Origin of the sequence: Paenibacillus septentrionalis (assembly GCF_042659865.1) — a bacterium.
Classification (GTDB): domain Bacteria; phylum Bacillota; class Bacilli; order Paenibacillales; family Paenibacillaceae; genus Pristimantibacillus; species Pristimantibacillus septentrionalis.
Map to the genome: position 1 here is coordinate 358,830 of NZ_JBHSTE010000001.1, position 23,283 is coordinate 382,112.

Genomic DNA, 23,283 nt, shown 5'->3' on the forward strand with positions numbered 1-23,283 from the left:
TTATAACCGAACGTATGTTCTATTTCAAGTATGTAGCTTGATCGAACCGAAGAGTATACGAGCTACCTCTTGCCTAGAACCATTAAATAAAATCAAACTGGCTTTAAAACACAAAAAGAGCGATTCAACGCAAGCTGCCAAGCTAACGTCAACGCTCCTTGTTTAGCGAAGAGACTTGCTCCTCTGCTGATTCCATTATAGCATGAGTATATTCCTTATAACAGGATGGAACTTTTGGTAATGATGCAGCTGTGTTCTGCCACAGCAACGCTAAAAAATAAAAAAACCATTAAGCTTAGCTTAATGGACAAACATTCACTCTATATGTGCAATATACAAATCTATCAAATGGTGCCGAGGACCGGAATCGAACCGGTACGGTAGTCACCTACCGCAGGATTTTAAGTCCTGTGCGTCTGCCAGTTCCGCCACCCCGGCTTAATATGTATATTCAACAATGATTAGAGCTTTGTTTTCTTAGTGGTGCCGAGGACCGGAATCGAACCGGTACGGTAGTCACCTACCGCAGGATTTTAAGTCCTGTGCGTCTGCCAGTTCCGCCACCCCGGCAAAAATGGTGGGCCCTGAGGGACTCGAACCCCCGACAAATCGGTTATGAGCCGACTGCTCTAACCAACTGAGCTAAGGGCCCTCGTTCATATAATGAATGCAATCATTACCGACTAGAGAATTGGTTGCGGGGACAGGATTTGAACCTGTGACCTTCGGGTTATGAGCCCGACGAGCTGCCGAACTGCTCCACCCCGCGTCATTAAAAATAAGTCACTCGCAATGGCGACATAAATTAATATACTATAGATAAACATCTCACGTCAAGCATTTTTTACAACATTTTCTTCAAATTCTACATTCATTATAGAAATAGACCCTTAACTACAGCTATTTTATTGTCTCGCCGGCATAAATCTAACGCCGTAACGGCCTCGATTGGATTTGTAGATTTCAATTTCTTTTGGGCAGTCCATACCATACATCCAGTAATCATGCTCCATACGCTGCACGACACAGCTGGCTTGAAACTTTGATTCATATAAACGAATCCAATACACCCACATCCTGAATGCACCTCCATCATTTTTACCGATAGAGTACCCAATTTCCAAGCATTCATGCGATAAACATATAAGGGTCTGACCTTAAGGTCAGACCCTTGCAAGTGTTAGTGTCGTTCGACAGCTTCAGCAGCGTCTTGAGCGCTTGTATCAGCTTCAGCAGGCTGAGATTCATCTGCTTGCTCTTCCTTCTGCTTGGAAGCTGCAGGAGCCTCTGGTGATGTGATCGTTATTTTCTCCCCATCAAATTCCATCAGCACCTTATCCTTGATATTCATAGCCTTGAGGTACTCCTTAGGCACCTGCAATCTACCTACTCGGTCTACAACAACATAAGCAACGTGAGCATTTTGCTCTTTCTGATGCGCAGAAAATGAGACAAAGCCATCACGATTCGCTGCAAGATCAGGGTTATGCTTCACGAACTCCGTGCTCGTCAAGCCGTCACGAATCGCGACAACCCGATCTACCTGACTTGCCAGTTCCATATCATGCGTAACAATCACAATTGTAACGCCAATTTCCTTATTCAGCTTGCGGAAAATATTCATAATCATATCAGACGTTGCAGTATCTACCGAACCGGTCGGCTCATCGGCAAGCAACAGCTGAGGACGATTCGCCAGCGAAATAGCAATCGCTACCCGCTGCTGTTCGCCCCCGGAGAGCTGATGCAGCTTGTTATTGATGCGATGTCCAAGTCCTACCCACTCCAGCAGCTGCTTGGCATAGGCACGATCGAGCTTTCCCGATAGCATCATCGGCATCTCTACATTTTCCAAAGCCGTCAAATAAGGGAGCAAATTTCTCGCGTTATTTTGCCAGATGAAGCCAACAGTATCGCGTTTGTATTCCACGAGCTGCTCATCAGTCATTTTCAGCAAATCCCATTTGCCTACCCGAACCTGACCAGCAGAAGGTCGATCAAGCCCACCAAGCGTGTTAAGCAGCGTAGATTTACCACTACCACTATTCCCGATAATCGCCATGAGCTCGCCTTGCGTCACCGTTAGATTAAGACCTTGCAGTGCGACAACCTCAAGATCATCGGTTTTGTATATTTTCACGAGTCCTTCGCAATGTATCATCTGTTAACGCTCCTCTCCCATCTTCACTGCCTGATGCACTTTAAGCTTGCGAATGTGCATAAACAGCAATGCTGCTCCAATTAGCATCATCGTGATTACGACAGCAAGAAGCTGATTCGTATCACTGGATTCAAACACGACGCGGAAAGGCGGTACCATTTTCGATGCCGAATCCGCCGTTTGAAGAAACGGAAGGAACAGATAACTAATGAGCTTGCCAATTCCGAAGCCAAGCGCAATCGCCAAACCAGCTGTAAACAACTGCTCTAGCAGCAGCATGCTCGTCAGCTGACTTTTTGAAAGTCCCATTGCACGCAGCACACCAAACTGTACAACGCGGCCAGACAAGTTAAAGAACCAGTATAGCAAATACCCTGCAAGTGTAATCGCAACCGTCACGAGGAAGCCAAGACTTAATATCCCGAATACTCCACCGCGCGTTGGAAGCTTGGACTGGACGATAAGCTCATTGCGCACATCCTTTACGCTCGCAACATCCATATTGGCAGCCTGCAGCTTCTCAACAATTGGCGTAACCAACGCATCCGGGTCCAGCTTCAGCCATACCTCGTAAGGGATAAGCGGCAGTTGATCATAGATATAATCCAAATTCGCAATGATGAAAGGTTCGTCATCAGGGTACAGGCTCGGCCAGAACGGTACGATACCAACTACTGAAAACTCCACGGTTCCATCCGTAAAAGCAACCGAAACAAAATCTCCAACCTTCAGCTGATAACGATCCGCTATGTTTTGCGGCACAATCGCACCATGCTCATACTCACCCAAATACGCGAGATAATAGGCCGGATGCACCGGATACAGATCTTCACCGAACCAGGCAACGTCTGAGAAATCCTTGTTGTCGATTCCCATAATCGTACCTTTGCCAACAGTTTTACCTGAGACGATAATGTTATGTTGCGTTTGCAATACACGAGCAGCAGCCTCTACGCCCGGACTGGATCGGAACACCTCGAATGGAGGCTCACTGTAAAGGATTTTGGCAGGTGGCTGATTGCCACCACCGCCGCCTCCGCCACCACCACCACCGGGTCCGCCGCCGCCAGGCCCGCCACCTGAGCCACCGCCGCCATTGCCACCACCGCCATTGCCACCGCCGCCATTGCCACCGCCGCCAGAACCGCCACCACCACCAGGCTGCTGGCTCGGAGTGCGCTCTGGAACGCCGTCCCAAACGGTTTTAATCACAACATCAGTTCCGTATTGATATAGCGTCCGCTCAGTTGAGTTTAAGTCAATCGTTCTTGCTGCTGAAGCGTTATAAACACCTAGCCCAATAGTTAAAATAAGCAGCGTCATCAAAGGATAATAGCCTTTAGATGAGCGTGACAGCTGCGTCAGGGTCAAATAAAGCGATACAGGCAAAAACTTTTTGCCCAGCCAGTTAAACAAGGCCAATATCCATGGAAATATGCGAAGACATACAAGTCCGACTGCAAATATCGAGATGGCCGGAACAAAAAACAGAAACGGCTGTACTTGCATTTCATCAGCGCCAAGTCCTGTATTCATGGTGAGCAGTTGACGCTCATTGAACAAGTACCAGCCATATGCTGATACGAGAACAAGCACCACGTCCAGGAACCATTTTTGCCAGAACGGCTTTTTATCCGAACGCGCAAGATCCTGCTTATAGCTGACAATCGAAGCACGCGCGTATTGAATAGCAGGCACGATGGTTGCCAACATTGCAATAAATACCGCTACTAAACCTGCAATTATCGTTTCTGTCGAAAAGCCTATCGTAATCGACTTACGATTAACGAATGACAGGAAACCGTCAGCCGAGCCAATGCTCTTCGACATGAACCAGCCGAGCAGCGGCCCAATGATAAGCGCAACAAGTCCGAGCATGACGCTCTCAATGACGTACATCCATACGATCTGTCTAGTACCCGCTCCACGACTGCGCAGCACAGCAATATCGCTTCGCTGCTTATCCAGTGCCTGCTTGGCATTCATTGTAATAAAGTAGAAGACCATTGCCAGCATTGGTGCTGCGAGAGTAAACAACAGCGATTGAAGCTGATTGCTTTGCTGACGAAATTGATCGAGTGTACTAGCGAACGATTGGTCTACACGAGTATCCTTCAAGCGCTGATACAGCTCAATATCCAATCGACTTAAGGTCGTCGATAACGGATTAATTTGACTGCTTTGAATTTGTGAAAGATCAAAGTTATAATACCAAGCTGCATTTTGCAGCACAATCTTCTGTTTATCTAATACGTATTCCTTCATTACTTTTTCTGAAATGAACAGTGTCGTAAAGTTGCTCTCCAGGCCTAGCATCCAGTACGAATCCGTCATATCATTGGGCGTTACGGCCCCTACTACTTTCACAAGCAAACTCTGTGAAGTATTGCCAATACGGTATTGATATATATCACCAATGTGAACATCGGTACGGAACATACCCTCTTCCAGCATAACGGCTTCAATCATGCCGCTACCGTCAACCGTATCCTTAAACCATTGCCCTTGAACAAGCTCATTATGCTCCTGCAAGCCGCTCATGCTCTGAATGGTCAACGTACGCGTACGACTCGCATCCACCAACGAGGTATCTGTCGGCAGAACATTACTGCTGCGAATGCCGTATTGCTGTACAAATGTATGATAGTCAAAGCCTATTGTCTCAGGAAGTTCCTCATGAATATATTGTTCTACCGTTTGGAAGCCTTCCAAATTGGTAGGAGCCGAAGCAACTCCCTGATACTTCATAAGCAAGGATCCTGCAGGTGAATCAACGCTGTCATTTTCAAGCTGTTTGGCGATCACTCGCTTTAACGCACCATCCGCATACATCGGAATACTAGTGGCAAATGCGACAGCAACGATAAGTCCAGCAAGTGTACTTAACGTAAGCCAACGTGTATTCCACATTTTGCGGAAAATAAAACGAAAGAAAGGAAGCCTCATCGATTATCGACCTACAACTTTCTGACCAGGCGTCAGCCCTTGTAATATTTCAACATCTGTAGATGTTTGCTGTCCAACCTCTACATCCACTTCACGTTTTCCATTCTCGTCTGTTACCTGCACATAGGTGCGATTACCGATCGTGCGCAATGCGGAAGGCGGAATGACGATCGCATTTTCGGTACGCTTCGTCACGACTTTAATAGAAGCTGGAATACCGCGAGTTGCGCCTTCTGGTAAACTTTCCACATCAATAATCATGAAGTCCTCTACGCGCTCAATCTCTGCTGCACCTCCGCCGCCGCCATTACCACCACCAGATTCGGTGGTTTGCACAGGCAGCTGCTTCACCTTGCCTCTAATTGTGCCGCCATTGGAAATCGTAATAATCGCCTCCATGCCTACAGCGATTTTTTCCTGCTCTGATTTAGTCAGCTTGGAAGCCGGTACAAGCATATCCGTATTTGCGATAATCGCAATCGGATCATAGGCCTTTACCTTATCGCCTTTTTTAACAGTCAAAGAGACAACCGTTCCTGAAAAAGGTGCAGTAATGGTCGATTTGGCGATTTCTGCTTCCATGTCAGCCAGCTTTTGACGTTTTTCTTCAAAGGCAATTCGCTGCTGCTCAAAATCAGACTGATCCATTTCATCGCGTGTACGAAGCAATTCCTTCATCGCAAGCTCATCACGCTGAAACGCTAATCGTTCCATACGAAGCGTTTTTTCCATCTCGCTCATATCAAGCGTCGCAATCGAATCACCAGCTTTTACCTGATCACCTGATTTCACATACACATCCATAACATTGTGGTCACCCGTGGTGAAGTAGACCGTTTCTTCTTCCAGTGAGATCACCTTACCCATGACGGATACGGTCGATTCTAATGTTTTAGTTTGTACTGTATATTCCGGTCTTTGCGATATTTGAGGCGGTTTGATTTCAGGAAGCACCTCTTCTTCCTTCTCGTTTGGAAGTAAACTGCAGCCACTTAGCATAACTGCTGAGGCTATTAGTACGATACCAGCTTTACGAGATAAATTTTCCATCCACCATTTCATAGACATGGTCTGCAACCTCCAAAATTGTAGGATCATGAGTCGTCATGCATATTGCGATTTGTTCATTTCTAATAATGTTTTGAAATAAGGCCATAACCTGAGCTGACATCGCTGTATCTAGCTCTGCCGTAGGCTCATCCGCCAGCAGCAAAATAGGTCGATGTGCAATTGCTTTTGCAATCGCCACACGCTGCTGCTCACCGCCTGAAAGCTCAAAGGGACGATGGTGCATCCTTTTCTCCAGGCCAACGAGCTCCAGACATTCTTCTACGCGGTCCTTCCACTCCTTTTTAGGCTTATTCGCCATGCGTAAGGAAAGCTCGACGTTTTCATAGGCCGATAGCAGCGGCATAAGCGCAAAAGCCTGAAAAATAAACCCCATATCATTGCGGCGTATTTTCGTTCGCTGCTTATCGCTTAATGTACTGAACGGCTTGCCATTAAAATGTATGGCTCCTTTGCTTGGCGTATCCAAGCCGCCCAGGCTGTTAAGCAGTGTCGTCTTGCCGGAGCCTGAACGACCCTTGAGCATGACAAGCTTCTGCCGCTCGACTTTCATATTAATGCCTTTCAACACATGAAGCTCTTTACTGCCGACCTGAAAGCTTCGCTCCATCTCTTTCACTTCTAATAAAGGAGCGTTGCTAGCGGCATCGTTATGTACTTCTGTCTCTTTATTCATTTGATTTCACGACACTCCCCACAGTTAATCTAATGTACAGACGTTGGTTGCAGCAAAAAGGTTACAAGAATTATTAGAATTCTGAAAATAAAACTGGATTTCATTTCTATTTCATAGATTAGTAGAAAAAGGCTATTCTGATCAACGATCAAAATAGCCTTTTTGTAGAATGAACTTTAAGCTTGCCCGTATGCTTGCGGGTTTTCGCGCCACGCTTGCAGTGATGCAACGTCTGCCTCTGCAATTTTCCCTGAAGCAAGAGCTTGTTCAATTAATGCTGAATAGTTTGATATCGTATGGAGCGGAACTCCTGCCTCTGCAAAGGCATCTACTGCAGTTTGGAATTGATACGTGAAGATTGCCAGCACTGCCAGCGGCTCAGCTCCAGCCTCACGAACAGCTAGCGCCGCCTTTAGCGAGCTGCCGCCCGTAGAAATCAGGTCTTCGATCACAACAACCTTTTGTCCTGGCTGCAAGCGTCCTTCGATCTGATTTTGCTTGCCATGCCCTTTCGCTTTATCGCGGATATAAACCATAGGCAGATTAAGCTTTTGCGCAACCCATGCCGCATGTGGTATGCCTGCAGTTGATGTACCTGCAATGACCTCAACATTCGGATATAGCTCCTTGATCATGGTTACAAATCCGTCAGCGACCTGCTCGCGTATTTCAGGATACGTCATCGTCAAGCGATTATCGCAGTAAATAGGCGACTTGATGCCGGATGTCCATGTGAAGGGTTCATTAGGGCGAAGCGCTACAGCTTCAATGTTCAATAACGCTTGCGCAATATCCTTTGCCAATTGCTCTAGTGCTACATTACTCATATGACGTCAGCTCCTCAATAATTGATTCTAATGCGGCTCTAGCATCTGCCGCTGCTGTAATTGGTCGGCCAATGACCATAAAATCTGTCCCTTGCTTCAATGCCTCGCTTGGCGTCATAATTCTCGACTGATCGTTCAAGGCAGCCCCTTTTGGACGAATGCCAGGAGTAATCGTTTGAAACGAAACTCCACAGGCCTGCTTAATTGCAACGACTTCAGAAGGAGAAGCGACAACACCGTCCAGTCCTGCTTGCTTTGCCAGCTGAGCATAACGAATAACCGTATCCTCTACCGTACCTTGAATACCGATTTCCTCGTTCATCATCTGCTGTGAGGTGCTTGTCAGCTGAGTCACTGCGATTACAGTCGGACGCTTGGCAAGACCGTTTACTGAATGGACGCCTTCCATTGCTGCCTCCATCATTGTGCTTCCGCCAGCGGCGTGAACGTTAAACATATCCACGCCAAGCGATGCAATGCTCGCAGCTCCGCCCTTTACCGTATTCGGAATATCATGCATTTTTAAGTCAAGAAACACATTAAACCCGCGCTGCTTTAAGCTTTCCACGAAGGAAGGACCCGATGCATAAAACAGCTGCATCCCAACCTTGATATAGCATGGAATTCCGCTAATTTGTTCAAGCAGCTTCTCCGCTTCTGAAGCACTTGGATAATCAAGCGCAACCATCACTTTTCCAGCTGCATCCGCTTTTGTTATTGCTGTCATCGATACTCCTCCACTTCATCCATTTTAACTATTGCCAAAAAGTGCTATATAGGGTTCGATGCTACCTCACGAGGTGAAGTAGCATCGAGTAAGCATTGCTTATTTTTGTTGTAATACCGGCATGGAGCGAGAAGAGAAGTTAATCGTCTGCATCATGGATAGCAGTGCTCGCACTGTATCAAGAGAAGTCATCACGACTACGCCATTTTCAACTGCTTCGCGACGAATTCGGAAGCCGTCACGCTCAGGCGTTTTACCTTTTGTCAACGTGTTGACAACGAATTGCGCATGGCCTTCGCGAATATGATCCAGAATATTCGGAGTGCCTTCGCTTAGTTTATTGACACGCTCTACGAACAGACCAGCAGCTTCAAGCGCATCCGCAGTACCGCCAGTTGCCATTAGCTTGTATCCGCAGTTAGCAAAACCGCGCATCAACTCGACTGTTTCCTCTTTATCTTTATCGCTTACGGTTACAAGGATCGTACCAGAAGTAGGAATTTTCATACCTGCGCCTAGCAAGCCTTTGTACAACGCTTTGGCAAACTGCACATCGCGGCCCATAACCTCACCTGTTGATTTCATCTCAGGCGTCAAAGTTGGGTCAACACGGCGAAGCTTGGCGAAGGAGAATACAGGCACCTTCACAGATACGTGATCATCCTCTTTCCATAGACCATCAACATAACCTAGATCAGCTAGCTTATCGTTCAAGATCGCTCTTGTTGCAAGATTAGCCATCGGAATGTTCGTTACCTTGCTCAAGAATGGAACGGTACGGGATGAACGAGGATTTACCTCGATTACATATACTTTATCGTCATGAATAACAAACTGGATGTTGACAAGGCCAACTACCTTCAGCGCTTTAGAAATCTTGATTGTAATGTCAACGATTTGCTGTTTAATATCATCGGATAACGATTGCGGCGGATATACAGCGATGGAGTCGCCAGAGTGAACCCCTGCGCGTTCCACGTGCTCCATGATGCCTGGGATTAATACCGTTTCGCCAACACAAATCGCATCCACCTCAGCCTCTTTGCCCAGCATATAGCGGTCAATTAGCACAGGGTGCTCCGGATTAATTTTAACTGCAACCTTCATGTAGTTTAGCAGGTCATGATCGGAATATACGATTTCCATTGCGCGACCGCCTAGTACATAGGACGGACGAACAAGTACCGGATAACCGAGACGTTGTGCCGTTGCTACTGCTTCGTCAACCGAAGTAACCGTGCTGCCTTCTGGCTGTGCAATATTCAAGCTGCGAAGTAATGCTTCGAATTTTTTGCGATCCTCTGCTGTATCAATGCTTTCAAGGCTAGAGCCAAGAATTTTCACACCTGCTTTTGCAAGTGGAGCTGCAAGATTTATCGCAGTTTGACCACCGAACTGAACGATAACACCGACAGGCTGCTCCTGTTCGATTACGTTCATAACATCCTCGAAGAATAGCGGCTCGAAGTATAGGCGGTCAGATGTACTGAAGTCTGTTGATACCGTTTCAGGGTTGTTATTAATGATAACCGCTTCATATCCTGCATTTTGAATTGCCCATACTGCATGAACAGTAGAGTAGTCGAACTCAATCCCTTGACCGATGCGAATTGGACCAGAGCCAAGCACCAGAATTTTTTCTTTCGTTGTTTCTGTTACTTCATTCTCTACTTCATAAGTGGAGTAGTAATATGGTGTTACTGCTTCAAATTCAGCAGCGCAAGTATCTACCATTTTATATACTGGCACCATTTCCAGCGACTTGCGATACGCACGGATATCATGCTCGTTTGTATAAGCACCGCCTGGAAACCCTTCTTGACGAAGCTCTGCAATAGAGCGGTCAGAGAAGCCAAGTCGTTTTGCTTCATATAGCAGCTCCTGAGACAGCTCAGAAGTTGTGCGAAGCTTATCCTCGAATTTCACGATACCTTCGATCTTATCAAGGAACCACCAGTCAATTTTTGTAATGTCTTGAATTTCTTGAAGCGCATAGCCACGGCGGAATGCTTCAGCTACAAGGAACATGCGCTCATCATCCGGCTTAAGCAGACGAGTGCGAAGCACATCATCAGATAGATCAGCAGCTTCCTTCAAATGCATGCGGTGTACACCAATTTCAAGGGAACGAACAGCCTTGTGCATCGATTCCTCAAATGTACGACCGATTGCCATAACTTCGCCCGTTGCTTTCATCTGCGTACCTAGCTTGCGGTTCGCATCGACAAATTTATCGAACGGCCAGCGAGGAATTTTAGATACGATATAGTCAAGTGCAGGCTCAAAGCAAGCATATGTCTGGCCTGTTACTGGATTGACGATTTCATCTAGCGTGTAGCCAATTGCAATTTTAGCAGCCATTTTCGCAATCGGATAACCCGTTGCTTTTGACGCAAGTGCAGATGAACGAGATACACGCGGGTTAACCTCGATGACATAGTATTGGAAGCTGTGTGGATCAAGCGCAAACTGAACGTTACAGCCGCCCTCAATGTTCAAGGCGCGAATAATTTTCAAGGAAGCTGAACGCAGCATTTGGTACTCGCGATCAGATAGTGTTTGAGACGGTGCCACAACGATAGAGTCGCCTGTATGCACGCCAACTGGATCGAAGTTTTCCATGTTACATACTACGATACAGTTATCATTAGCATCGCGCATAACCTCGTACTCTACTTCTTTCATGCCCGCTATTGATTTCTCGATTAGGCATTGATTGATTGGTGAGTAACGAATGCCGGATGCTACCGTTTCACGAAGCTCTTCTTCATTGGCACAAATACCGCCGCCTGTTCCACCAAGCGTATAGGCAGGACGCACAATAATCGGATATCCGATTTGGTTGGCGAAGCTTACCGCTTCTTCGACTGTCGTCACGATGTCGCTTTCCGGAACCGGCTGTTCAAGCTCGCGCATCAATTCACGGAACAAATCACGATCTTCCGCTTTTTCAATCGCAGTCAGCTGCGTACCAAGCAATTGTACATTTTCCTGCTCCAGCACTCCTGCGCGGGCAAGCTCTACCGCCATATTAAGACCCGTTTGACCGCCAAGCGTAGGCAGCAATCCGTCCGGGCGCTCTTGACGAATGATTTGCGATACGAAGTCTAGCGTGATCGGCTCGATATACACCTTATCTGCCATATTCGTGTCTGTCATAATTGTAGCCGGGTTGCTGTTGATCAACACAACCTCATAGCCTTCTTCTTTCAACGCTTGACATGCTTGAGTTCCTGCATAGTCGAACTCAGCCGCTTGTCCGATAACAATTGGACCAGAACCAATTACAAGAATCTTTTTAAGTTTCGTATTTTTAGGCATTTGTTAGTTCTCCTCTCAACATTTCCGACAACACAGCTTGACGAGGTCTTTGCGGATTTTCCTGCTTATGCTTGCGAATCATTTCAATGAATTGATCAAACAGATAGCTTGAATCATTTGGACCCGGAGCAGCCTCTGGATGATACTGAACTGAGAATGCAGGGTGCGTTTTATGCTTTAAGCCTTCAATCGTTTTATCATTATTGTTAATATGCGTTACAACTAAGTCCGTGCTTTGGATAGACTCTTCTGTTACAGCATAGCTATGGTTTTGAGAAGTAATGTAGCAGCGGCCAGTTTCAAGCTCTTTAACTGGATGGTTTCCACCACGATGTCCGAATTTCAGCTTGCTTGTATCTGCGCCGCAAGCCAGTGCCAGCAGCTGATGACCAAGACAGATACCGAAGATCGGGAATTCACCAAGCAATTGCTTGATCGTTTCTACAACATGCAGATTGTCTTTCGGGTCCCCAGGACCGTTGGAAAGCTGCACACCGTCTGGTGCAAGGCGACGAATTTGGTCTGCTGTCGTTGTGTGAGGTACAACGATGATATCGCAGTTGCGCTGAGACAGCTCATGCACGATACCGTTTTTCGAACCGCAATCAAGTACAACGATGCGCTCTTTTCTGCCTGGCACAGAGTATACAACGTTAGTCGAAGTGCGCGCCACTTGATCATGCGGCACTGGCGATGATGTCAAACGCTCTAGCAGCTCCTCTACCTGCTCTTGCCCTGTAGTAAGCAAGCCTCTCATAGAACCAAATTGACGAATTTTACGAGTAAGCATACGTGTATCAATGCCAGCAATACCTGGAATTTCATATTCTTTCAACAGCTCGCCAAGCGAGAATTGAGAACGCCAGTTGCTTGGGATTGGCTCATAGCGGCGTACGGCCATTCCGAACAAGTTAGGACGAACCGCTTCAAAATCATCGCGCGTAATGCCGTAGTTCCCGATTAGCGGATACGTCATCGTAACGATTTGTCCGCAGTAGGATGGGTCAGACAATAGCTCCTGATAACCTGTCATACCTGTATTGAAAACAACTTCACCGATTTTTTCTGTTTCAGCACCAAATGATACTCCAGTAAACAACGTTCCATCTTCTAACAATAATCTTGCTTGCATCCGTTTCACTCCTCATAAGTTGTTCTTATCTATTCAGTCCAGACTACATTTCCGTCGACGATTGTCGCGCAAGGCCAGCCTTGCAGCTCCCAGCCAGTGAATGGCGTATTTGTGCTCTTGGACAGGAAAGTGCTTGGGTCAACTTTGCGTGTAGACTCCAAATCCACGACCGTCAAATCAGCTGGTTTGCCTACTGCTATGCTGCCTTGATTCAAGCGGAATACGCGCGCAGGATCTTCAGTCATGCGCTTTAGAAGGAAGCCAAGCGACCAGCGACCAGTTGCCACAAACTTCGTATATAGCAACGGGAATGCAGTTTCCAATCCAACGATTCCAAAAGGAGCAAGGTCAACACCTTTTGCCTTTTCTTCCGAACTGTGCGGCGCATGGTCGGTTACGATCATGTCGATCGTACCGTCCTCAAGTGCTTCCAGCACTGCTTGCACATCGCGCGGCGTACGAAGCGGCGGGTTCATTTTCCAGTTCGCATCGTCCAGTCCAGGAATATCCTCATCAGACAAAATAAGATGATGCGGACATACCTCTGCGGTTACGTTAACGCCAACCTGTTTTGCAAGGCGGATCAAGCGAACCGATTGCTCCGTACTAACATGGCACACATGATAATGTACACCCGTCGCCTCAGCAAGCAGTACGTCGCGTCCTACATGGATCGCTTCTGATTCATTTGGGATTCCTTTAATGCCGTGCTTGCGTGAAAATTCTCCTTCGCTTGCCCAGGCGCCTTCAACAAGCGAGTCATCCTCGCAATGTGCAATGACCGGCATATCCAGTGAATGAGCAAGCGCCATTGCGTTTTTCATCATTTGCGCGTTTTGTACACCTACGCCATCATCGGTAAATCCGATTGCGCCAGCTTCCTTAAGCGCTGCAAAATCAGTCAGCTCGCGGCCAAGCTCATTTTTTGTAATCGCTGCATATGGAAGTACTTTGACAAGCTTCGCTTCCTCTGACTTTTCAATAATATATTTTACCGTCTCAGGCGTATCAGTGACTGGACGTGTGTTCGGCATACAAGCAATTGTTGTAAATCCGCCTTTTGCAGCTGCCTGAGAGCCTGTTACGATGTCCTCCTTATGCGTAAAGCCTGGATCGCGCAAATGCACGTGCATATCGATAAAACCAGGTGATACAAGCTTGCCTGCTGCATCTATCACTTCGGAGCCTTCGGTTGAAACCTGCTCGTTATTATCTACAATCGCTGCAATCACACCATTTTCAACCTTGATATGCTTGCTTTCCAGTGAAGCCATTGATTCATTCCAAACCTTGCCGTTCAAAATCCACAAAGACATTTTTCGTAATCCCCCTCATCCGATTCATCACCATACATGATTATTGGCGTTCGCTTGCTTAATTAGTTCATTGCACGTTCCACGACTGCCATACGAACTGGCACGCCGTTGGACATTTGCGGGAATATTTTGCTGGTAGGAGCTTCTACCAGCTCGCTGTCAATTTCCACATCTCGGTTAACAGGTGCTGGATGCATAATGATCGCATGAGGCTGCATAGCAGCTGCACGCTCCACGGTCAAGCCGTAGCTTTCACGGTATGCCTCAGCTGATTTCAGCATGCCTGCTGCATGACGCTCAAGCTGAACTCTCAGCATCATCACGACATCGGCGTTAATCGCCTGCTCCATACTGACGTATTCAACATCGAGCTCAGCAGCCTGCATATTCTCCGGCGCGCAGAAAACAACCTGTGCTCCGAATTTACGAAGCGCGTATAAATTGCTTCGAGCTACACGACTGTGAAGAATATCGCCAATGATCGCTACCTTCAACCCCTTTAGGGAGCCAAAATGCTTTTGCATCGTATATAGGTCAAGCAGCGCTTGCGTTGGATGCTCGTTATTGCCATCTCCTGCATTAATCAGTGGCACTTTAATTTTTTCAGCCATCTGAGCAAGCAGTCCAATAGGTTTCAGACGAATAACGCCTGCATCAATTCCCATCGACTCAAGCGTACGCACCGTATCATAGATCGACTCGCCCTTTTCAACACTGGATGCTGCAGCTGTAAAATTGATAACCTCTGCCCCAAGGCGCTTCTGCGCCACCTCGAATGAGGTTCGCGTACGCGTACTATTTTCAAAAAACATATTTGAGATAAATCTGCCCTTTAGCAGATCATGTGTCTTGCTTGGATGCTGTTCCCAGTATGCTGCCCGATCAAGAATTGATTGAATCTCCTGCTGGCTTAAGTCCTTTAACCCGAGTAAGCTTCTTGTTTGAACGGTTGCAATGCTCATTATTGTGTTGCCTCCCTAGTGATAAATCGTAACTTGGTCAATCCCATCGATCTCAGACAACTGTACTTGGATGACCTCGTGCTTGGAGGTAGGAACGTTTTTACCGATAAAGTCCGGCCTGATCGGCAGCTCGCGATGCCCGCGATCAACCAGAACTGCCAGTTGAATGCTTTGTGGTCGTCCACAATCCATAATCGCATCCATCGCTGCTCTAATCGTACGTCCAGTGTACAGTACATCGTCGAACAGAATGACCTTTTTGTTTTTGACATTGATGCCAGCAAGCTCCGTTTCTCCCAGTTGCTGAGCTGCTTCGAGCTGATACTCCTCAACAAGATCGTCTCGGTATTTCGTAATATCCAGCTCATAAACCGGCACGTCAATGCCTTCGATGTCAGAAATTCTAGCTGCGATGCGATTGGCAAGATAAACGCCTCTCGTTTTAATGCCTACAACAATGCAATCCTCAATTCCTTTATTCTTCTCTACAATCTCATGCGCAATTCTTGTCAAGGCTCTGCGAATTGCCGTATCATCCATTAAAATATGGCGTTCTCCTTCCACCATCAGCATCTCACCACTTTCCTCTTCGCTTTGTGCAGATTGTTTCCCAGGGCAACGAAAAAACTCCTTGCGATTTCGCAAGGAGTTCTGAAAATCCAGACAGGTACAACCAGCCGTCAAGACCTGGCAGCCTATTTGTACGTACGCACAAATATCTGCATGGAGACAGCTATTCCTATCTAATGATTCACGTTACCTTGCCAGCCTCACGGGACTGAATTAAAGGTACATCTGTATTGAAAAAATTATCTCACTTTCGACAGCATAAGTCAAGATTTCTTTGTCTATTATTCTAAAAGAAAAAACTGCTTGCGTTGCCAAGCAACCCAAGCAGTTTCATTCTAATTATAGGCTTAGTTTTTTAATACGCTCAATGGCACGCTCTGTGTTTTCACGGCTGCCAAATGCTGTAAGGCGGAAGTAACCCTCACCGCATTGTCCAAAGCCAACGCCTGGTGTTCCGACAATATTAGCCTCGCTTAGAAGATAATCGAAGAAACTCCAAGAGGTGTAGCCTTCAGGTGTTTTTAGCCAAATGTAAGGGGCATTAACACCGCCAAACACGGTAAAGCCAACCTCTCTTAAACCATCGCGAATCATTGCCGCATTCGTCATGTAATACTCGACAAGCTCTTTAATTTGCGCGCGGCCTTCAGGAGAGTAAATCGCTGCTGCACCTTTTTGTGTAACGTAGGAAACGCCATTGAATTTCGTTGTGTGACGACGGTTCCACAGCTCGTTGATGCTAACATAATCTCCGTTTGCATCGCGGCCTTTTAGTTCTTTTGGAACAACGGTATACGCACAACGGATTCCAGTAAAGCCAGCTGTTTTCGAAAAGCTGCGGAATTCGATTGCAACCTGACGTGCACCTTCTACTTCATAGATGCTGTGCGGCACATTATCTTCTGTAATAAATGCCTCATAAGCCGAGTCGAATAAAATAATACACTCGTTCTCGATTGCATAATCAACCCATACTTTCAGCTCATCCTTCGTTAGCGTCATGCCCGTAGGGTTGTTCGGGTAGCACAAGTAAATCAAGTCTACACGTTCAGTCGGGAGACTCGGCTTGAAATTATTTTCTGCAGAGCAATCCAGGTATACGATTTTCTCATAACGGCCAAGCTCGCTCTCAAAGCTTCCTGCTCGTCCAGCCATTACGTTCGTATCGACATATACTGGATATACGGGGTCCTGCACGGCAACAATGCTGCTGGTGCTAAAAATTTCTTGAATATTTCCGACATCGCATTTGGAGCCATCGCTTAAAAACACTTCATCGTTGCCAAGCGTTACGCCGCGCGTATTATAGTCGCCCGCAATAATTTCATCAATCAGGAAAGAATATCCTTGCTCTGGACCGTAGCCTCTGAACGATGAAGGATTCACCATATCATCGACTGCTTTATGCATGGCATCAATGACCGCTTGCGGCAAGCCGCGTGTTACATCCCCGATTCCAAGGCTGATCACGTCAGCGGAAGGATTTTGTTCCATATATTTTGTTCTGCGCTTCGCTACTTCTGAAAATAAATAGCTGCCCTGCAGCTCTAGAAAATGCTGATTTACTGTAGTCATACGAAATCACCTATCCTTTTTTCCTCTGTTTAACTATGTTTAAGGATAACGTACAACCAAATAAAACATAATGCAGTAACTAATCAAATCTTTGTACATATTTACGAAAAGCTCCACAGAAATGAAAAAATCTGCGACCTATCGAGATCGCAGATTGTGCAGAATGACAGCAAAATCCTCTGGAAGCGGCACTTCGAATTGAAGACGCTCTCCTGTGCGCGGGTGTGTAAATCCAAGCACGCCCGCATGCAGCGCTTGTCCATTCAATGGAACCGTTTTGTTGCGTCCATAGACAGGGTCCCCTGCCAGTGGATACCCTATGTATTTCATATGCACGCGGATTTGATGCGTTCTTCCTGTTTCCAGCTGCAGCTCCACTAGCGTATAGTCATTGCCTATGCGCTCAAGCACTCGAAAATGAGTGATCGCATCCTTGGCATTATGATCGGTCACTGTATAAAGCTTACGGTCCCTAGTATCCCGTCCAATGGGTGCATCGATTGTTCCTTCGTCATGCGGCATATTGCCATGCACAAGCGCTGTATAACGTCGTGTTACCGTATGATCCTTCAGCTGCTCGGCAAGCGATATATGAGCAAGATCGTTTTTGGCAACCATCAGCAAGCCTGTCGTATCACGATCAATACGATGCACGATGCCCGGACGCAGCACGCCATTAATGCCTGACAGATCCTTGCAATGATGCATAAGCGCATTTACCAAAGTCCCGCTCGAGTGACCCGGAGCCGGATGAACAACCATGCCTCGCGGTTTATTAATGACGATAACGTCTTGGTCCTCATACACCACATCAAGCTCAATCGGCTCTGCAACAATTTCCAAATTTGTTGCTTCAGGAACGCGAACCGTTACAAGATCGTCAGCGAGTAGCTTGTAATTGCTTTTTATAGCTTGATCATTAACCAGCACATGACCGTTTTTAATCCAATCCTGAACCTGAGTACGCGAGATTGCAGGATCGTTTAGCTGATCCGTTATAAATTTATCTATTCGAATTCCTTTATGCTCGGCTTCAGCCTGAAACTCGAACGTTTCTTCATGCAGCTGTTCATCATTCTTCATTTTCTAATGCAACCTTACCTTTCTGTTTCTGTTCGCGCCTAACATCAAGCAGTGTATCCAGCATAATTAAACCGACACCTATCACGATCGCTGAGTCCGCAATATTGAAAATGGGAAACGTATAGCTGCCAAAATTGAATTTGAAAAAGTCCACAACCTCACCAAAGCGAACACGATCAATAAAATTGCCAAGCGCGCCGCCTAGTACAAGCGCTAAGCCAATCAGCAGCGTTTTCGTTCCTTTTTCTCTCATAATGTGCGCATAATACAGTATGCCCGAAAGAATGGCAATTGTAATAATGATGAAAAATATGCGCTGGTCCTGCAATATCCCAAATGCAGCGCCCCGATTGCGATGCGAGGTAATGAGAAAAAAGTCGCCAATAACGCTGAACTCCTCACCAATCTTCATATTTGTCGCAATCCATTTCTTTGTGATGAAGTCGAGAACGAATGCAACAATGGCAATTAAGAAAAACAAAATTCTCATGATTTCACTCCTAATACGTGGCTGGTATAAACTTCATAATAGCTAGTGTAGCATAACCGCAATTCACATTCTACCTGCACTCCCTGCAATGACCTGCCCATCCAAGCTTTGCCCTGTTAGTTTTACCGATTCCGACACACACTATAGTGCACGCTATCAAGAAATGAGGTGATCGAAATGCAATCGCACTTAACTGAGCAGCAGCTCGGTCAATTTAAAAAAGTATTATTTAAGGAGCGCGAGGAACTGCTTGCCCAAATAGATCGTCATCATCGTGAAACATCCATTAGCAGCGATCCAAACTTGTCCTCCGAGCTTGCGAAATACGATAATCACTTTGCCGATATGGGAACCGAGCTGTTTGAACAGGAACGCGATATTGCGTTTTACCGAGCTAAACAAAGGCATCTCTCGCGCTTGGAGGATGCAATCAAGCGTATTGACGAGCATCAATACGGGGTATGTAATGTATGCAGCCAACCTATTCCGATAGAGCGTCTGGAAGCTGTCCCAGAAACTGCAACCTGTGAGCAGCATTCACCTAGAATTGAAGAGTTTCGAGCTAATTATGAGTACGAGCCGATCAAAATGGAGCAAATTAGTAAAGATGATATGGACTACGCCGCTTATGATGGTGAAGATACAATGCGCTCCCTGCTTCAATACGGAAACTCCTCTTATGATGAAGCCATAACGATGCTCGATACCGAGTTCGCACGAGAACTAGACGATGAACTTGAAGGCTTCTGTGAGCCGATTGAAAGCTTTATCGCGACGGATATTACCGGCAACGATGTATTTATCGTCCGCAATCACGTGTATCAACGTTATATACACAGTGATGAAGGGGATCAAGAGCTGGAACAGCTGTAAATGATTACGGCTTAATATCCAACTGATTCTGCACAATTCGAACAATATCTGCTATGTAATCACCGATTATTGGCAAGTTAAGCGCACCAAGCATTTGTAATAAATATAAAATAACTGTTGCCAGAAATACCCAACCGACTGCTGATCCGATACCTCTTGCGATACCTGCCATAAAGTTGCGCCACATTAGCTTAAATGGCCGATTCATTAAATTCACATAATCAGCAATTTGCGTACGCTCAAGGTCGTTTGTCACTTTGATCAAGCGCTGTTCAACCGCATCCAATGATTGTTTAAGCTTTGAGAGCTCTTCATGATCTTGTTCTCGCAACAGTCGTCATCCTTTCTATTACGCATTCAAATAGCAAGCCCACTTGCCACTTAGGCAAGCGGGCTTGTATTAATATATCCCTATTTGCTAATGAAAATGCCAACCGTTTTATCGCCTAGCTGTACATTTTCCATATGATCAACTGCCTCGTATCTCACGGATTGAAGCAGTACATTGTCACGAAGAACCTCTTCAAATGCCTGCAGTGCCTGTTGAAGCTCCTCATCTACTGAAAGCACCAAATCAATTCGTTTTTCAATCGGCAAATCAAGCTTTTTACGGGTATCCTGCACAGCACGAATCACTTCACGAACCCAGCCCTCCTGCTCAAGCTCAGGTGTAATGTCTGTATTCAACGCTACCGTTACACCATTGCCAGATGCTGAAGCAAAGCCGGATTTCGCTTTCTTCTCTACAAGCATTTCTTCCAGCTCAACCGTAAGCTGTTCCCCTTCAGCCGTTGTAAATTCATACTGTCCAGCTTGAACGATCGCTCTCGTTTCATCAGCAGACATTTCCTTGAATGCTTGCTGGATTGGAGCGACCTGCTTGCCGAATTTACGTCCTGCTACCTTAAGATTCAATTTCAAAGTAAAGTCAACGAAGCCGCTGTCCGAGTTTTGAACGATAATGTGCTTGACGTTGATTTCATCCTTAATAATATCCTCATAAGAAGATAACTCGAATTCGCGATCCAGCGATACAATCAGCTCACTAAGCGGCTGGCGTGTTTTAATGCCGGTTTCATTGCGCACATTGCGAGCCAGCTCAACGATTACTTTGGAGCTTTCCATATCACGCTCAAGCTCAGCGTCGATCAACGATTCATCAGCAGTCGGGAAATCTGCTAGATGCACGCTTTCGCCTCCGCCAAGATTTACATACACATCTTCTGCCACAAGAGGTGTGTATGGCGCAATTACTTTAGCCAGCGTAATCAGCACATTGTGAAGCGTTTGATATGCCGCTACCTTATCCTCTGAAAGGCCACTTCCCCAGAAACGATCACGTGAACGGCGGATATACCAGTTGCTCAGCTCATCAACAAATGTCTCAATCGCTTTGGCAGGATTCAGGAAGTCGTTAACCTCAAGTCCCTTTTTAACTGTACCAATCAAGCTGTTCAAGCGACTAATGATCCAGCGATCCAGCTTGTTCGTTGACACAATCGGCTTATGCTCGTCGTAGTTAAAGCCGTCAATCGAAGCATACAGTGCGTAAAATGCATGTGTATTGACGATGGTGTCAACTACTTTTGACTTAGCTTCTGCTACGATGCCTTTAGAGAATCGTTTGCTGTTCCATGGCGCACTGTCTGCCAGCAGCGCCCAGCGGAATGCATCTGTACCAAACTCATTGATGATCTCCCAAGGGTCAATAACATTGCCTTTTGATTTGGACATTTTTTGTCCGTTTTCATCCAAAATATGACCTGTGGACAGAACAGCCTTGTAAGGCGCCTTACCATTGAACAACGTTGAAACAGCAAGCAAGCTATAGAACCAGCCGCGCGTTTGGTCAATCCCTTCACAAATAATGTCGGCAGGGTATTGCTCTTCAAATTTCTCTTTATTTTCAAACGGATAATGCTGCTGCGCAAATGGCATTGAGCCACTGTCGAACCATACGTCAATCACTTCTGGCGTACGACGCATAACAGCGCCTTCTGCAAATGGACTCTTCAGCAAAATATCGTCTACATATGGCTTATGAAGCTCGATGTCCTCGGGCACAAAATCGACTGCACGCTCACGCAAATCTGCAATGCTCTTCGGTGCATACTGCTTGCCTGTCGCTTCGCAAATCCATACGTTAAGCGGCGTACCCCAATAACGATTACGGCTAATGTTCCAGTCAACAAGATCCTCAAGGAATTTGCCGAAGCGTCCTTCGCGAATATGACCTGGATACCATTCAACCTCGCTATTGTTTTTAATTAACTGATCTTTAACAGCGGTTGTCTCGATAAACCAGCTTTCCGTTGCATAATAAAGCAGCGGGGATTTACAACGCCAGCAGAATGGATAGCTGTGCTCATAGCGTTCTTTCGAGAACAACAGCCCTTTCTCACTAAGCATTTTAACGATATCCACATCGCAATCCTTAACGAAGCGTCCAGCAAGATCTGTTACTTCATCAATATAGCGACCAGCATTGTTGACAACCGATAGCATACTGATTCCATTTTGACGAGAAACGCGATAATCGTCTTCCCCGTGCGCAGGCGCGATATGAACGATACCAGTACCGCTTGTGTCACTAACGAAGTCGCCTGCGATCACGACATGCGCTTTTTCAACGGATACATAATTGAATGGTGCCAAGTAGCTGCGACCTACTAGCTCGCTTCCCTTTACCGTACCCATAACTTCATAGTTTTCCTTCATTACGGATTCAACTAGATTTTCAGCAACGATATATACTTCTCCGTCTTTTTTAACTCGTACATAGACCAGCTCTGGATTTACTGCAAGCGCTACGTTAGCAGGCAGTGTCCAAGGTGTTGTTGTCCAAGCAAGAATAGATTCCTCTGAATCATTAAGCTTGAATTTAACGGTAGCACTTAGATCCTTAACGTCCTCATAGCCTTGCGCAACCTCATGTGAGCTTAGCGTTGTTTGGCAGCAAGGACAGTATGGACTTACGCGATGACCACGGTATAGCAAGCCTTTTTCATGAATCGTTGATAAAATATGCCATACACTTTCAATATAGTTGTTATCAAGTGTAATGTATGGATGATCCATATCTGTCCAATAACCGATCGCTTCGGTTAGCTCTCGCCATTGCTTTTCGTATTCGAATACACTTGCTTTACATTGCTTAACGAACTTTTCAACACCGTATGCTTCGATTTCCTGTTTACCTGAGATGCCAAGCTGCTTTTCAACACCTAGCTCAACTGGCAAGCCATGTGTATCCCATCCCGCTTTGCGAATAACGCGGTAGCCGCTCATCGTACGGTATCGGCAAATAAAATCCTTGATTACGCGTCCTAGCACATGACCGATATGCGGCCTGCCGTTTGCCGTTGGAGGCCCTTCATAAAAAACGAAGTTCGGCTTGCCTTCGCGGTTCTCAATAGATTTTTTAAATGTGTCTTCCTTCTGCCATTTTTCAAGCACGCGCATTTCACGAGTACGCGCGCGTTCCTTTACGTCTACACGTTGCATAGTTCTAACCCCTCTCGTTCCTTAAACAAAAATAAACCCCGTCCCTAAAAGG

Annotated in this window: 18 protein-coding genes, 4 tRNA genes and 1 other annotated feature (1 of these 23 cut by a window edge); of the genes, 1 reads left to right on the forward strand and 21 read right to left on the reverse strand. The window is 46.2% G+C overall.

The window, feature by feature from the left end:
• Positions 1-349: 349 nt before the first annotated feature.
• From ACFP56_RS01725 to lspA, 19 genes are all read right to left on the reverse strand, one after another.
• Positions 350-438 (reverse strand) — tRNA-Leu (locus tag ACFP56_RS01725).
• 43 nt (positions 439-481) lie between these two features.
• A tRNA-Leu gene (locus tag ACFP56_RS01730) sits at positions 482-570 on the reverse strand.
• 5 nt (positions 571-575) lie between these two features.
• A tRNA-Ile gene (locus ACFP56_RS01735) sits at positions 576-652 on the reverse strand.
• Between the two features lie 40 nt (positions 653-692).
• A tRNA-Met gene (locus ACFP56_RS01740) sits at positions 693-769 on the reverse strand.
• Positions 770-905: 136 nt separating this feature from the next.
• Positions 906-1,076 carry a hypothetical protein gene (locus ACFP56_RS01745; protein WP_379230455.1) on the reverse strand — a complete coding sequence of 57 codons (171 nt, stop codon included), beginning with the start codon at positions 1,074-1,076 and terminating at the stop codon, positions 906-908.
• A gap of 104 nt (positions 1,077-1,180) precedes the next feature.
• Complete coding sequence (locus ACFP56_RS01750) at positions 1,181-2,161, reverse strand: ABC transporter ATP-binding protein (protein ID WP_379230457.1); 981 nt, start codon at positions 2,159-2,161, stop codon at positions 1,181-1,183.
• A gap of 3 nt (positions 2,162-2,164) precedes the next feature.
• Positions 2,165-5,107, reverse strand: a complete 2,943-nt coding sequence (locus ACFP56_RS01755; RefSeq protein ID WP_379230459.1) for an ABC transporter permease — start codon at positions 5,105-5,107, stop codon at positions 2,165-2,167.
• A gap of 3 nt (positions 5,108-5,110) precedes the next feature.
• Complete coding sequence (locus tag ACFP56_RS01760; protein WP_379230461.1) at positions 5,111-6,175, reverse strand: efflux RND transporter periplasmic adaptor subunit; 1,065 nt, start codon at positions 6,173-6,175, stop codon at positions 5,111-5,113.
• On the reverse strand, positions 6,138-6,851 hold the full coding sequence (locus ACFP56_RS01765) for an ABC transporter ATP-binding protein (RefSeq protein WP_379230463.1): 714 nt from the start codon (positions 6,849-6,851) through the stop codon (positions 6,138-6,140). The genes ACFP56_RS01760 and ACFP56_RS01765 overlap by 38 nt, the downstream gene beginning before the upstream one ends.
• 176 nt (positions 6,852-7,027) lie before the next feature.
• Complete coding sequence (gene pyrE, locus ACFP56_RS01770; protein ID WP_379230466.1) at positions 7,028-7,678, reverse strand: orotate phosphoribosyltransferase; 651 nt, start codon at positions 7,676-7,678, stop codon at positions 7,028-7,030.
• Positions 7,671-8,405 (reverse strand): orotidine-5'-phosphate decarboxylase, encoded by a 735-nt coding sequence (gene pyrF / locus ACFP56_RS01775; protein WP_379230468.1) that lies wholly within the window; start codon positions 8,403-8,405, stop codon positions 7,671-7,673. The genes pyrE and pyrF overlap by 8 nt, the downstream gene beginning before the upstream one ends.
• 99 nt (positions 8,406-8,504) lie before the next feature.
• Positions 8,505-11,726 carry a carbamoyl-phosphate synthase large subunit gene (gene carB / locus ACFP56_RS01780; protein ID WP_379230470.1) on the reverse strand — a complete coding sequence of 1,074 codons (3,222 nt, stop codon included), beginning with the start codon at positions 11,724-11,726 and terminating at the stop codon, positions 8,505-8,507.
• On the reverse strand, positions 11,719-12,858 hold the full coding sequence (gene carA / locus ACFP56_RS01785) for a glutamine-hydrolyzing carbamoyl-phosphate synthase small subunit (RefSeq protein WP_379230473.1): 1,140 nt from the start codon (positions 12,856-12,858) through the stop codon (positions 11,719-11,721). Before carA ends, carB begins: the two co-directional genes overlap by 8 nt.
• A 29-nt stretch (positions 12,859-12,887) precedes the next feature.
• The gene (locus ACFP56_RS01790; RefSeq protein WP_379230475.1) at positions 12,888-14,174 is read right to left on the reverse strand and encodes a dihydroorotase; all 1,287 of its coding nucleotides are present in this window, start codon (positions 14,172-14,174) and stop codon (positions 12,888-12,890) included.
• A 62-nt stretch (positions 14,175-14,236) separates the two neighbouring features.
• A complete protein-coding gene (locus ACFP56_RS01795) occupies positions 14,237-15,136 on the reverse strand; it encodes an aspartate carbamoyltransferase catalytic subunit (RefSeq protein WP_379230478.1) in 900 nt (299 codons plus the stop codon).
• Positions 15,137-15,151: 15 nt separating this feature from the next.
• On the reverse strand, positions 15,152-15,709 hold the full coding sequence (pyrR, locus tag ACFP56_RS01800) for a bifunctional pyr operon transcriptional regulator/uracil phosphoribosyltransferase PyrR (protein ID WP_379230480.1): 558 nt from the start codon (positions 15,707-15,709) through the stop codon (positions 15,152-15,154).
• Positions 15,710-16,045: 336 nt separating this feature from the next.
• Complete coding sequence (locus ACFP56_RS01805; protein ID WP_379230482.1) at positions 16,046-17,281, reverse strand: LL-diaminopimelate aminotransferase; 1,236 nt, start codon at positions 17,279-17,281, stop codon at positions 16,046-16,048.
• A 138-nt stretch (positions 17,282-17,419) separates the two neighbouring features.
• Positions 17,420-18,364 carry an RluA family pseudouridine synthase gene (locus ACFP56_RS01810; protein WP_379230485.1) on the reverse strand — a complete coding sequence of 315 codons (945 nt, stop codon included), beginning with the start codon at positions 18,362-18,364 and terminating at the stop codon, positions 17,420-17,422.
• Positions 18,354-18,848: a signal peptidase II gene (lspA, locus tag ACFP56_RS01815; RefSeq protein ID WP_379231745.1), complete on the reverse strand. Its 495-nt coding sequence runs from the start codon at positions 18,846-18,848 to the stop codon at positions 18,354-18,356. The genes ACFP56_RS01810 and lspA overlap by 11 nt, the downstream gene beginning before the upstream one ends.
• A gap of 183 nt (positions 18,849-19,031) precedes the next feature.
• Here lspA and ACFP56_RS01820 point away from each other — a divergent pair, with 183 nt between their 5' ends.
• Positions 19,032-19,727 (forward strand): hypothetical protein, encoded by a 696-nt coding sequence (locus ACFP56_RS01820; RefSeq protein ID WP_379230487.1) that lies wholly within the window; start codon positions 19,032-19,034, stop codon positions 19,725-19,727.
• Positions 19,728-19,731: 4 nt separating this feature from the next.
• On the opposite strand, the gene ACFP56_RS01825 is transcribed toward ACFP56_RS01820, so the two are convergent.
• Together ACFP56_RS01825 and ileS are read right to left on the reverse strand one after the other, a co-directional pair.
• Positions 19,732-20,061, reverse strand: coding sequence for a DUF5665 domain-containing protein (locus tag ACFP56_RS01825; RefSeq protein WP_379231747.1), 330 nt, complete (start codon positions 20,059-20,061; stop codon positions 19,732-19,734).
• A gap of 77 nt (positions 20,062-20,138) precedes the next feature.
• Complete coding sequence (gene ileS, locus ACFP56_RS01830) at positions 20,139-23,231, reverse strand: isoleucine--tRNA ligase (RefSeq protein ID WP_379230489.1); 3,093 nt, start codon at positions 23,229-23,231, stop codon at positions 20,139-20,141.
• A gap of 46 nt (positions 23,232-23,277) precedes the next feature.
• Positions 23,278-23,283 (reverse strand) — a binding site (T-box leader); it runs 261 nt beyond the window's last position.

What these genes read in the sequence shown, in the direction of transcription:
- ACFP56_RS01750 (WP_379230457.1), bottom strand. Translation starts at nt 2,161, where the DNA reads ATGATACATTGCGAAGGACTCGTGAAAATATACAAAACCGATGATCTT.
- carB (WP_379230470.1), bottom strand. Translation starts at nt 11,726, where the DNA reads ATGCCTAAAAATACGAAACTTAAAAAGATTCTTGTAATTGGTTCTGGT.
- ACFP56_RS01745 (WP_379230455.1), bottom strand. Translation starts at nt 1,076, where the DNA reads ATGTGGGTGTATTGGATTCGTTTATATGAATCAAAGTTTCAAGCCAGC.
- pyrR (WP_379230480.1), bottom strand. Translation starts at nt 15,709, where the DNA reads ATGCTGATGGTGGAAGGAGAACGCCATATTTTAATGGATGATACGGCA.
- ACFP56_RS01805 (WP_379230482.1), bottom strand. Translation starts at nt 17,281, where the DNA reads ATGACTACAGTAAATCAGCATTTTCTAGAGCTGCAGGGCAGCTATTTA.
- ACFP56_RS01790 (WP_379230475.1), bottom strand. Translation starts at nt 14,174, where the DNA reads ATGTCTTTGTGGATTTTGAACGGCAAGGTTTGGAATGAATCAATGGCT.
- ACFP56_RS01760 (WP_379230461.1), bottom strand. Translation starts at nt 6,175, where the DNA reads ATGTCTATGAAATGGTGGATGGAAAATTTATCTCGTAAAGCTGGTATC.
- ileS (WP_379230489.1), bottom strand. Translation starts at nt 23,231, where the DNA reads ATGCAACGTGTAGACGTAAAGGAACGCGCGCGTACTCGTGAAATGCGC.
- ACFP56_RS01795 (WP_379230478.1), bottom strand. Translation starts at nt 15,136, where the DNA reads ATGAGCATTGCAACCGTTCAAACAAGAAGCTTACTCGGGTTAAAGGAC.
- ACFP56_RS01820 (WP_379230487.1), top strand. Translation starts at nt 19,032, where the DNA reads ATGCAATCGCACTTAACTGAGCAGCAGCTCGGTCAATTTAAAAAAGTA.
- pyrF (WP_379230468.1), bottom strand. Translation starts at nt 8,405, where the DNA reads ATGACAGCAATAACAAAAGCGGATGCAGCTGGAAAAGTGATGGTTGCG.
- ACFP56_RS01755 (WP_379230459.1), bottom strand. Translation starts at nt 5,107, where the DNA reads ATGAGGCTTCCTTTCTTTCGTTTTATTTTCCGCAAAATGTGGAATACA.
- ACFP56_RS01765 (WP_379230463.1), bottom strand. Translation starts at nt 6,851, where the DNA reads ATGAATAAAGAGACAGAAGTACATAACGATGCCGCTAGCAACGCTCCT.
- ACFP56_RS01810 (WP_379230485.1), bottom strand. Translation starts at nt 18,364, where the DNA reads ATGAAGAATGATGAACAGCTGCATGAAGAAACGTTCGAGTTTCAGGCT.
- carA (WP_379230473.1), bottom strand. Translation starts at nt 12,858, where the DNA reads ATGCAAGCAAGATTATTGTTAGAAGATGGAACGTTGTTTACTGGAGTA.
- pyrE (WP_379230466.1), bottom strand. Translation starts at nt 7,678, where the DNA reads ATGAGTAATGTAGCACTAGAGCAATTGGCAAAGGATATTGCGCAAGCG.